We start from the raw sequence: 11,375 nt of genomic DNA on the forward strand, positions 1-11,375 counted from the left end.
GGTGCCCTTCTGCGTTGCTCGGTGGTCGTGCGGGATCAGCCCGCCGCCGCCATCGCATCCTTGAGCGCCTTCGTGTACTGCGGCGCCAGCGTGTCGACGAACGTCACCGTCAGGTGGTCCTGATCCCGGTACACGTTCGCCCCGCCGATGACCGTCTTGCAGGTCTCGTCGTCGCAGAACACATCGGTGAAGTCGAGCAGTGTGACATTCTCGGCGCCCTCGGCCGCATCGCGGAGCGGGTCGTCCTCGAGCAGGACATCCGACCGCGGTCCGTGGCATTCGGCCTGATCCCGGGTGCGCAGGCACTTGTTCGGGTCGGTCTCGAACACCGGGTTGTCGACGACCGTGACCACGGGGATGCCGCGCTCCGTCATGGTCGACCACGCCTCCTGATACCCGGCCACGGCGGCGTCGTGTGCGGAGTCGAATCCGGCGGAGGAGTACGGCGTGTTCGAGATCGCGGAGGTGAAGACCGCGTCGAAGTCTCGATCCGCGAGCTGGGCGTCGACGCCGGCGCGCCAGTCGGAGCATGCGGCGCCGAACGAGCCGCCGGTGGCCAGCGGTGTCGCGTTCCAGGGGCACGCGCCCTTGAAGAACGTCGTGAGATGCCAGCCTTCGCGGTCTGCGATGCTCTGGAACGTCGGGAGCAGCTGGTACGCGTGGCTGTCGCCCACCAAGGCGACCTGTGGCGCATCAGGATCGTCGACGCCGAACTCGCACGACACGGGTCGGGAGTCGTTCAACTGGATGAAGCACTGCTCATCGGTCGGCCTGTCCACGCCCGCGAAGCCGGGAGCCGGGAGGATCGTGTCGAGCTCGGTGCCCGCGCAGGACTCATCGAGCACGGACGCCGCGCCGAAGCACGCCGGGGGGTTCTCGCGCACATCCTCGATCGCCTGCACGCCCTGCTGATACGCCGGAGCGTTGACCGCCCACCCGCCGACAGCGACCGCGCCCACCGCCACCATCGCCGCGAGCGCCGACCACAGCGTGACCTTCGGAGGCCGCGACGTGAGCGGCTTCCATGAACGCGCGGGGTCTTCCACGAATCGCTTGGTGAGCCAGGCGAGCACGAAGCAGATCACGAGCAGCGCGACACGGTGGTAGATCGTGAGTCCCCAGAACGGCACCGAGGGCGCGATGATGATCAGCGGCCAGTGCCAGAGGTACAGGCTGTAGGAGATGTCGCCGGTGAATCGCATGGGGGGAATCGACAGCAGCCGGGTCGGGTACCACCAGCGATCGGTGTTCGAAGCCATGATGATGGCCGCAGCCCCCAGCGTCGGCAGCAGCGCCGAGTAGCCGGGGAACGGGGTCTGCCCGTCGAATCGGAACGCGGTGTACACGAGCGCGATGATCCCGGCCCATCCGAGGATGAAGCTCAACGCCGCGTTGCTCACCCGCAGCAGCGGCACGAGGGCGATGATCGCCCCCACCCCGAACTGCCACATCCGCCCCATCGTGATGAAGTAGGCGGGAGCGGGGTCGGTGATCGTGTACACGACGCAGAACACGAACGACGCGACGGAGACGACTCCGATCGCGATCGCCGCGGCGCGCAGCCGGTCCCCGCGGAACCACTTCACTGCGACCCATGCCGCGAGCAGCATGATGAGCGGCCACAGCACGTAGAACTGCTCCTCCAACGACAGCGACCAGTAGTGCTGCACCGTCGTCGGGTCTCCGGAATGCGCCAGATAGTCGGCGGAGTTGAAGACGAGGTACCAGTTCTCCACGTAGAACGTGGAGGCGATGATCTCCTTGACCTCCGCGGGGAGGGCGGACGTCGGTGTGAGGAACGGGATCGCCGCGACGACAGCGCAGAACAGCAGCACGAGAAGAGAGGCCGGCAGCAGACGGCGCGCACGACGTGCCCAGAACTGTCCGAGCTTGACGGTTCCCGTCGAGGTGAGCTCTCGAGCCAGGTGCGAGGTGATCAGGAAGCCTGAGATCACGAAGAAGATGTCCACGCCGACATAGCCGCCGCTGAGACGCGCAGGCCAGAAGTGGTACAGCACGACGAAGAGGACGGCGATCGCCCTGAGACCCTGCACGTGCGGGATGAACCGCGAGGATGCCGCATGCTCCGGTGAGCGCTCTCGTCGACGCTGGGACCGAGTGAGAGGCGGAGTCTGCGCTGTGGAGTTCACGGCTACAACGGTATCGTGCGCACGCCGAGATCACGCGCACCGCGGAGCGGTGGCGGCGCCTCCCCGATCAGTCCCGATGCGTGACGCGACCGCCGAGCAGCGTCGCCGGCACCGGCATGCTGCCCAACGTCGCCCCGTCCGCCGTGCGAGGATCTGCGGCGCACACCACCAGGTCCGCGGGGTCGCCCGGACGGACGGACGAGCGGACGCTCGCGAGGAGCGCTTCATCGATGCTGAGACGCTCCTCCGGATGCCACGGCTCACGTTCATCTTGTGTGCGGAGCACGGCCGACGCGATCGACCGCCACGGATCCAATGGCGCCACCGGCGCGTCAGAGCCCAGTCTCAGTTGCGCACCCGCACGCAGCAGGGACGCCATGGGATAGCCCACGGCCGTCTGCGCAGCCCAATACCCCTCGACGAGATCACGATCGTCGACCGCGTGCTGCGGTTGCACGCTGGCGGTGAGGTCGAGCCGGGCGAGACGGGCGAGATCCGCGTGGCGCACGAGCTGCGCATGCTCGATCGTCCCGGACGCACCGGTGACGGTCACCGCATCGAGTGCGGATGACACGGCGCGGTCACCGATCGCGTGGATCGCGACGCCGAGACCGGAGCCCACGGCATCCGTCAGGAGTCCGACCAGCTCGTCGGGTGCGATGTTGAGCACGCCGAAGTCGGCAGCGTCGCCCGGGTACGCGTGCGAGCACGCAGCGGTGCGTGTGCCGAGCGATCCGTCCGTGATGATCTTGAGCGCTCCGATGCGGACGAACCCATCGGTACCCGGCAACGTCTCACCCGTGCGGAATCCCGCCGCGATGGCTCGTTCGAGATCTGCCGGGTACACGGCGAACTCCACGCGCTGCATCGCGGGGCCCGCGCCCGCGCGGCGGACCCAGGCATCGGCGTTCCACGCCATGTCGAAGTCGACGATCCCTGTCACTCCCCTTGCGGCTGCCGCCTCCGCGGCCACTCGCACCGCACGATCGCTGTGATCCGGCTCGACGGCATTCACCCGCTTCGAGATCTCGAACGCGTCCTCTTCGCGCAGCATGCCATCGGGACTGGAGAACCCCTCGCGTCGGAGCGCCGCCGAGTTCAACCACACGCTGTGCACGTCGGCGTTGATCAGATACGTCGGCACCTCTCCGGTCGCCCGATCGAGCACGTCCAGTGACGGAGCATCATCCCAGAACGCGTCACGGAATCCCGTTCCCACTCGGCGCCCGTCTGCCAGCGGAGCGACGCCCGACATCCTCGACGCGGCATCGACAGCTGATGCAGCGGCCGAGAGTCGCTCGCGCTCGGACGCCAGCGCCCACTGAACCGTATGCACGTGGTTGTCCCAGAGCCCAGGAACGACCCACGCGCCCTCCGCATCGAGGACCTCGCCGTTCACCGGCAATGCGCCGGCCGGAGCGATGTCGACGATCCGTGCGCGATCGATGTGGATGTCGACGGGCTCCTCGTCGGCGAGGAACTCGCGCCCTGGCCCGGCGACCCGCGCGTTCAGGATCGCCGAGACGCGGGTACCGACGCCGCTCATGCCGTTCGGCCGGGCCGAGCGTCCTGCGCTCTGCGCATCTCGTCGGCCAATGCGGGATTCGCGTACACGCCGTCGCCCTGCAGCTCGGCGATCACGCGTTCGACCGTCGCGGCATCCTTGTTCTGACTGAGCTTGCGCTTGGCCACCACCCGAGTCGGAGTCAGGCGGAATCCGACCGTGCCGGCCGCGAGCCGGCGCACGAAGGCTTCGTCGTTCGGCCGTTCCCACATCAGCCGCGGGTCGGGCATCCGGCCCTCGAACCGTTCGACGAGCCGGTCCAGCACTCGCAGGTTCTCGTCGTCGGTGAGGATCTCCGGCACCCCCGACAGATGCACCGCGATGTAGTTCCAAGTGGGAACCGCCTGCGTCTCGGCGCCGTACCAGCCCGGCGACACGTACCCGTGCGGACCCTGGAAGACCACGAGCAGCTCACGCTCTCCCATGCCGTGGATCAGGTCGTCGGGTCGGCCGACGTGCCCCACGATCGTGAGGTCGTCGTGGTCCTCATCGAGCATCATGACGTAGTGCGAGGCGACCTGTCCTACGTCGCCGTCGCTGACGATCGTGGCCCACGGATTCTGCTCGATGACACGGCGCATCTCGGCGACGTCGGCAAGAGTGAAACTGGGGTTCTGACGCATACGCCCAGCCTAGGGCTGCGGGAGGGTTCCGTCCTTCCGGCCTGGTGACGCGGCAGCGACGGCGCCCTCCGTCTTCCACTCCTCCCATCCGGGAGTGCCCGCCATGAACGCGTCGATCTCCTCGCGGCTCGCGCGCAGCTTGGGGTCGTGCTTCAGGTACTGCCTCGTCTCGCGGGCGACCAACCCGGAGAGCACCAGCAGGCCGATCAGGTTCGGGAAGGCCATCAAGCCGTTCATGGCGTCGGAGAACGCCCAGACGACACCGAGCTGCACGGTGCAGCCGACGAAGACGACCAGCGAGAAGAGGATGCGGAAGGGTACGACCGCGCGACGCCCGAACAACCGCTCGACGTTTCGCTCGCCGTAGTAGGACCAGCCGAGGATCGTCGAGCCCGCGAACATCACGAGCCCCAACGTGACGATGATGTGACCCCAATCGCCCGGCAACCCGTGCGAGAAGGCTTCGCCCGTCATCAGGGCAGGGCTGATCTGCTCGCCCGTGTCCGGATCGATCTGATTCCACGTTCCGGTCGCGATGATGACGAGACCGGTGCAGGTCACGACGATGATCGTGTCGATGAACGTCTGCGTCATCGACACGAGCCCCTGGCGGACCGGGTGGCTCGTCTTCGCAGCCGCTGCGGCGATCGCCGCAGAACCCATGCCGGATTCGTTCGAGAAGATGCCGCGGGCCACGCCGAACTGCACGGCGATGATGATCGCCGATCCCGCGAATCCGCCCACGGCGCTGGTGCCGGTGAACGCCTCGGTGAAGATCTGCGCGAACGCGGCGGGAAGCGCGCCCACGTTGGCGATCAGGATGTAGATCGCCCCGAGCACGTAGAAGACGATCATGATGGGCACGAGACCCGCCGTGACCCGCCCGATGGACTTGATGCCGCCGACGAGCACGACGAGTGCGAACGCCGTCAGCGCGAGGCCGGTGACCCAGGTGGGGACGTTGAAGCTCGACTCGAGGTTCGTCGCGATCGAGTTGCCCTGGGTCATGTTGCCGATCCCGAAGCACGCGATCACCGCGAAGATCGCGAAGGAGAGACCCAGGATCTTGCCGATCGGCCCCTTGATCCCGCGCTCCAGGTACTGCTGCGGTCCGCCGTTCTTCTCACCCGCCGAATCGGTCGTCCTAAAGCGCACACCGAGGAAGGCCTCGGAGTACTTCGACGCCATGCCGAGCAGTCCGGTCACCCACATCCAGAACAGCGCGCCGGGCCCGCCGATGCCGATCGCCGTCGCGACGCCGACGATGTTCCCCGTCCCCACCGTGGCAGCGAGTGCCGTCGTCAGTGCCTGGAACTGCGAGATGTCGCCATCGGATCCCGGATCCTTACGGGTCAGCAGGCCGAGGCGCAGAGCGGAGCCCAGGCGGATGAACTGCAGCCCGCCGAGGCGGATCGTGAGATACAGCCCGGTGCCGAGCAGGAGAGGTATGAGGAACCATGGTCCCCAGATCCAGCCGCTGAATGTCTCCAACGCGCTCTGCACGCCCGTGAGGTCCATGATGCTCCTGTCTGCGTCGGTGCAATCGATGGGACCACACTAGTCAGACCTGGCACCTCGGACACCAGTAGAGCTTCCGCGCGCCGAGTTCTTCGAGGGCGATCTCGGTTCCGCACACCCTGCATGGCAGGCCCGCACGGTGATACACCCAGTGCCGATCGTCGCGACTGGCCATCGCGGCTCGGTAGTCCGCCGGGGATAGGTCGTCCATGGTCATCATCTGACCGGTCTCGACGCCGATGGCCAGCAGACGCACCCAGTCGTGCCACAGCTGTCGCACGATCTCCTCCGGCACGTCGCGCCCCGGCGTGTGCGGATCGAGCCTCGCGCGGTACAGCATCTCCGCACGGTAGACGTTTCCGATCCCGCTGACGACGGACTGGTCCATCAGCAGCAGGGCGATCGGGGTCTGCTTCTTGCGAACGGCCTGCACGAAGCGCTCCTCGTTGGCGATTGGATCGCCGACGAGCGGGTCCGGTCCGAGCTTGGCGACGCTCGCGAGCATCTCTTCCGGCGTCTGCAGCTGGCACGCCGTGGGACCGCGCAGGTCTGCCGCCGTGATGTCGGTCATCAGTCGCAGCCGCACCTGGCCGACGATGGGAGGCGGCCACTCGGTGCCCTCATCCGCGAGGCCCTTGGTCTGCTCCGACATCCGCACGTGCACCCGCGCGCGCCGGGGGGCGCCGATCGAGGCCAGCGAGTTCTCCCCGGCGCTGTCGAGGATCGGCGCACTGTCGAGGATCGGCGCATCCAGATCGGTGCCCCGCTGATTGGTCTGGCCCATGCGTCCGTTCGCCGAGGCGATGGTCGGATCGATGAGGATCTCGCCCGCGAAGTCCCATGCACCGTAGAGGCCGAGATGCACACGCAGCCAGACGTCACCCTCCGCCTCGAGGAACATCTGCTTGCCGACGGCCTTGACGCTCATGGCCTCCCGGCCGTCGAGCACGGCCGCGCCCTCCGCGAACCGGCCTTGGGGACTGGACGCCTGCAGTCGCTTGCCGATGAAGTTGCGCTCGAACTGCCGAGCGATCCGGTGGACGGAGTGACCCTCGGGCATGTTCAGGCCTGAGGGTCGGGCAGGTCGCGCGGGTCGGGAAGCAACGAGCCGTCGCGTTCGAAGTCCGCGATCTGCCCGATGCGGCGCACGTGGCGTTCGTCGTTCGAGAACGGCGTGGAGATGAAGCGGTCGATGAACGAGGTGACCTCTTCGAAGGTGTGCTGACGTGCCCCGATCGAGATGACGTTCGCGTCGTTGTGCTCGCGCGCCAATTCCGCTGTGGACAGGTTCCACACCAGCGCCGCGCGGATGCCCTGCACCTTGTTCGCGGCGATCTGCTCGCCGTTGCCCGAGCCGCCGAACACGACGCCGAGGGCTTCGACGCCCGCGACCTGATCGGCGACGACGCCCTGCGCGGCACGGATGCAGAACGCCGGGTAGTCGTCGACCGCGTCGTACTCGAGCGGGCCGTGGTCGATGACCTCGTGGCCCGCGGTCCGCAGATGATCCTGCAGCTTGGTCGAGAACTCCAGTCCCGCATGGTCGGTGGCGATGTGGATGCGCATGCTCACCATCCTAGAAGCGTCGAGGCGCGGGCCCGCGTCAGGGTGCGAGACCCGCCGCGGCGGGCTTGAACCCGAGCCGCACGTTCTCGCAGTCGGCGGGGCGCGCGACGTCGTACCACGGGCCGAGATCGGTCAGGTGCGGGCGCTGGGATGCCGGTGTCCCCTCGATGCGCTCGAGCACGAGATCGATCAGGCCGGCGACGAACGCGGGATGCACGCCGGGCGTCGGCGTTCGCACCGCGAGCAGACCGGCTTCCCCGGCGGCCTCCATCGCCTCCGTGTCCAGATCCCAGAGGACCTCCATGTGGTCGCTGACGAATCCGAGCGGGACGATGACGACCGCCTTCGCGCCTGCGGCGGGCAGCTCGGCGATCACATCGTTGATGTCGGGCTCGAGCCACGGCTGCGTCGGGGGGCCGGAGCGCGACTGGAAAACGAGCTGCCAGGGCACGCTCGTCCCACCGGTGACCCTGACACCGAGCTGCTCGACGATGTGCGCGGCGACCGCCCGGTGCTGCGCCACGTACGCGCCGCCCTCCCCCCAGTCCACGTCCCTCGGCCCCGACCGCTCCGCATCGGCAGTGGGGATCGAGTGAGTCGAGAACAGCACGTGGATGTCGGATGCCGCGATCCCCTGCTCCAGGAACCCGGCGACCGCAGCATCCACCCCCTCCTGGAAGGGCTTCACGAATCCTGGGTGATCGAAGAAGAGGCGCACCTTGTCGGCAGTGACGCGGTCTTCGAGGCCGGCGTCCGTGATAGCGAGAGCGATGTCCTCGCGGTACTGCCGGTCGCTGGAGTACGAGCTGTACGCGCTGGTGGCGAGCACCAGCAGCGTCGAGTGACCGTCGTCGGCGGCAGCGGTGAACGCGTCATCGAGGAAGGGCTCCCAGTTCCGGTTGCCCCAGTACACGGGCAGCTCGATGCCGCGGCCGGCGAGCTCGGCCTCGAGCGCGGCCTTGAGCGCGCGGTTCTGATCATTGATCGGACTCACGCCGCCGAAGTGCCGATAGTGATGTGCCACTTCTTCGAGACGCTCGTCGGGGATGCCACGGCCTCGCGTCACGTTGCGCAGGAACGGGATCACGTCGTCCTGCCCCTCCGGCCCACCGAAGCTGGCCAGGACCAGGGCGTCGTACGCCACCGGCGTCTCGACGAACTCGGGGCCACCAGCGGCGGCCGGGGAAGCGAAGGGGACGACGTTCGAGGCGGGTGCAGTCACACTTCCATCTTTCCACCACCGCGCGCCGACATCGGCCGGGTCCTGGCGTAGGCTGTCATGGTTGCCGTCGGCGCCAGCCGCGTCGGATCTCGGTGCCGACCCCGAACCCCTGGGAGAATCAGCTGTGCCTGGAGAGAACCTCACTCGAATCGAAGCTCAGGAGCGTCGCGCTCTCATCGACACCCAGTCGTACGGGATCTCGCTCGACCTGACGAAGGGCGCGGAGGTATTCGGATCCCGCAGCGTGGTGCACTTCCGCGCGACGCCGGGAAGCTTCACCTTCATCGATCTGATCGCTCGCGACGTCCGCGAGATCTCGCTCAACGGCGAACTGCTCGACCCTGAAGAGGTCTTCGCCGACTCGCGGATCGCGCTCTCGGGTCTGCAGGAGGAGAACGTCCTCGTCGTCGACGCCGACTGCCTTTACACCAACACCGGTGAGGGACTGCACCGCTTCGTCGATCCGGTCGACGGCGAGGTGTACCTCTACTCGCAGTTCGAGGTGCCCGACTCCCGCCGCGTGTTCGCGGTGTTCGAGCAGCCCGATCTGAAGGCGACGTTCCAGTTCACGATCACGGCACCCGAGTCGTGGAAGGTCGTCTCCAACTCCCCCACGCCCGAGCCCATCAACCACGACGAGAACGAGACCGCGACCTGGGGGTTCGAGCCCACTCCGCGCATCTCCTCGTACATCACCGCGATCGTCGCCGGTCCGTACGAGTCCACGTTCTCCGAGCTGACCAGTGCCTCCGGCGATGTCATCCCGCTCGGTGTGTACGGGCGCAAGAGCCTGTGGCAGCACCTCGACGCCGACTACATCTTCGACAAGACGCGGGAGGGCTTCGCCTACTACGAGGAGAAGTTCGGCGTCCCGTACCCGTTCGCGAAGTACGACCAGCTGTTCGTGCCGGAGTTCAACGCCGGGGCCATGGAGAACGCGGGCGCCGTCACCTTCACCGAGACCTATGTCTTCCGCAGCAAGGTGACCGATGCCGTCAAGGAGCGTCGTGTCGTCACGATCCTGCACGAGCTCGCGCACATGTGGTTCGGTGACCTCGTCACCATGAAGTGGTGGAACGACCTCTGGCTGAACGAGTCGTTCGCCGAGTGGGCGTCGACCATCGCCACCGCCGAGGCCACCGAGTGGACCGAGGCGTGGACGACGTTCAACGCCATGGAGAAGACCTGGGCCTACCGCCAGGACCAGCTGCCTTCCACGCACCCGATCGTCGCCGAGATCAACGACCTCGAAGACGTGCAGGTGAACTTCGACGGGATCACCTACGCCAAGGGCGGATCGGTGCTCAAGCAGCTGGCGGCCTGGGTCGGCATCGAGGCGTTCTTCGCCGGTGTCGGGCAGTACTTCCAGAAGCACGCGTGGGGCAACACCGAGGTGAGCGACCTGCTCACCGAGCTCGAGGCCACCAGCGGCCGCGATCTGAGCACCTGGTCGAAGAAGTGGCTCGAGACCGCAGGCGTCAACACTCTCTCCCCCGTCATCGCCGAGGACTCCGACGGCGTCATCACACGCTTCGCGGTGACTCAGACGGCGCCGGCCGACTATCCCACGATCCGCCCGCACCGCCTGGGCATCGGCTTCTACGACCTGGTCGACGGCTCCCTCACGCGTACGCACTACGCCGAGATCGACGTCGACGGCGACCGCACTGAGGTGCCGGAGCTGCAAGGTCGCAAGCGACCCGACCTCGTGCTGCTCAACGACAACGACCTCGCATACGCGAAGATCCGCCTCGACGAGCGTTCGCTGGCCACGGCGATCGATCACCTCGGCGCGATCGCCGACCCGCTCGCCCGCTCGCTCGTCTGGGGCGCGGCCTGGGATCAGACCCGCGACGCCGAGAGCGCGGCATCCGATTACATCGAGCTCGTACTGCGCAACATCGGCAAGGAGTCCGAATCCACCACGGTTCGCACCACGCTCGCGCAGCTGCGCACCGCCGCAACGCTCTACGTGGCACCCACCGACCGCGACGCCGCGCGGCTGCGGATCGCCGATGGCCTGTGGGAGCTCGCCCACGGCGCCGAGGCCGGCAGCGACAGCCAGCTGCAGTTCGTCACCGCCTTCGCGAGCTCGCTCGTGAACGCCGAGCACGCCGGCATCGTCGGGCGCCTGCGCTCGGGTGAGGACACTCTCCCCGGTCTCGAGATCGACACCGACCTCTCGTGGCAGCTGCTCGTCGGCCTCGCATCGATCGGCGCGACGGATGCCGCATCGATCGACGCCGCTCTCGCCGCGGACAACACGTCCAAGGGAGCGGAGTTCGCCGCTCAGGCGCGCGCCGCCCTGCCGACCGCGGCGGACAAGCGCACGGCGTGGAGTTCGCTCATCGACGATGACACGCTGCCGAACACGATCGTGCGCTCCGCGGCGCTGGGCTTCGGGCATCCGAACAGCACCGAAGTGCTCGGCGAGTTCGTGCCGGAGTACTTCGACATGCTGCTGCCGGTGTGGGAATCGCGCACCTATCAGATCGCCAGCTACCTCATCGTCGGCCTGTACCCGACCGCACTGGCGAACGCCGAGCTGCGCGACGCGACCCGCGCCTGGCTCTCCGCCAACGGCGAGGCCGCGCCCGCACTGCGACGCCTCGTGAGCGAAGGTCTCGCAGACGTCGAGCGCGCACTCGCCGCGCAGTCACGCGACGCCGAGGACGACGACAGCGACAGCTGACACCGCCTTTCATCGATCGGGGTCTGCGACGCTGTCTTCC

8 protein-coding genes are annotated in these 11,375 nt (G+C 67.6%); 1 reads left to right on the forward strand and 7 read right to left on the reverse strand.

Annotated features, from left to right (window positions below; genetic code table 11):
- Nucleotides 1-35 precede the first annotated feature (35 nt).
- The 7 genes from ACNPNP_RS09020 to ACNPNP_RS09050 all read right to left on the reverse strand — a co-directional run bounded on the left by ACNPNP_RS09020 (nucleotide 36) and on the right by ACNPNP_RS09050 (nucleotide 8,643).
- On the reverse strand, nucleotides 36-2,150 hold the full coding sequence (locus tag ACNPNP_RS09020; RefSeq protein WP_448965693.1) for an acyltransferase family protein: 2,115 nt from the start codon (nucleotides 2,148-2,150) through the stop codon (nucleotides 36-38).
- A 67-nt stretch (nucleotides 2,151-2,217) separates the two neighbouring features.
- A complete protein-coding gene (locus ACNPNP_RS09025) occupies nucleotides 2,218-3,696 on the reverse strand; it encodes an amidohydrolase (protein ID WP_448965694.1) in 1,479 nt (492 codons plus the stop codon).
- Nucleotides 3,693-4,337: an FMN-binding negative transcriptional regulator gene (locus ACNPNP_RS09030; RefSeq protein WP_448965695.1), complete on the reverse strand. Its 645-nt coding sequence runs from the start codon at nucleotides 4,335-4,337 to the stop codon at nucleotides 3,693-3,695. Before ACNPNP_RS09030 ends, ACNPNP_RS09025 begins: the two co-directional genes overlap by 4 nt.
- A gap of 9 nt (nucleotides 4,338-4,346) precedes the next feature.
- Nucleotides 4,347-5,855, reverse strand: a complete 1,509-nt coding sequence (locus ACNPNP_RS09035) for an alanine/glycine:cation symporter family protein (RefSeq protein ID WP_448965696.1) — start codon at nucleotides 5,853-5,855, stop codon at nucleotides 4,347-4,349.
- Nucleotides 5,856-5,898: 43 nt separating this feature from the next.
- Complete coding sequence (locus ACNPNP_RS09040) at nucleotides 5,899-6,915, reverse strand: Fpg/Nei family DNA glycosylase (RefSeq protein WP_448965697.1); 1,017 nt, start codon at nucleotides 6,913-6,915, stop codon at nucleotides 5,899-5,901.
- A gap of 2 nt (nucleotides 6,916-6,917) precedes the next feature.
- Entirely contained in the window at nucleotides 6,918-7,421 is a 504-nt protein-coding gene (locus ACNPNP_RS09045) for a ribose-5-phosphate isomerase (RefSeq protein ID WP_448965698.1), read from the reverse strand.
- Nucleotides 7,422-7,458: 37 nt separating this feature from the next.
- Nucleotides 7,459-8,643, reverse strand: coding sequence for a ferrochelatase (locus ACNPNP_RS09050; RefSeq protein ID WP_448965699.1), 1,185 nt, complete (start codon nucleotides 8,641-8,643; stop codon nucleotides 7,459-7,461).
- Nucleotides 8,644-8,767: 124 nt separating this feature from the next.
- Between ACNPNP_RS09050 and pepN the strand changes: the two genes are divergently transcribed.
- Nucleotides 8,768-11,335 (forward strand): aminopeptidase N, encoded by a 2,568-nt coding sequence (gene pepN, locus ACNPNP_RS09055; RefSeq protein WP_448965700.1) that lies wholly within the window; start codon nucleotides 8,768-8,770, stop codon nucleotides 11,333-11,335.
- Nucleotides 11,336-11,375 lie beyond the last annotated feature (40 nt).

Source organism: Microbacterium xerophyticum, from assembly GCF_053543555.1.

What these genes read in the sequence shown, in the direction of transcription:
- ACNPNP_RS09035 (WP_448965696.1), bottom strand. Translation starts at nt 5,855, where the DNA reads ATGGACCTCACGGGCGTGCAGAGCGCGTTGGAGACATTCAGCGGCTGG.
- ACNPNP_RS09030 (WP_448965695.1), bottom strand. Translation starts at nt 4,337, where the DNA reads ATGCGTCAGAACCCCAGTTTCACTCTTGCCGACGTCGCCGAGATGCGC.
- ACNPNP_RS09025 (WP_448965694.1), bottom strand. Translation starts at nt 3,696, where the DNA reads ATGAGCGGCGTCGGTACCCGCGTCTCGGCGATCCTGAACGCGCGGGTC.
- ACNPNP_RS09045 (WP_448965698.1), bottom strand. Translation starts at nt 7,421, where the DNA reads ATGCGCATCCACATCGCCACCGACCATGCGGGACTGGAGTTCTCGACC.
- ACNPNP_RS09040 (WP_448965697.1), bottom strand. Translation starts at nt 6,915, where the DNA reads ATGCCCGAGGGTCACTCCGTCCACCGGATCGCTCGGCAGTTCGAGCGC.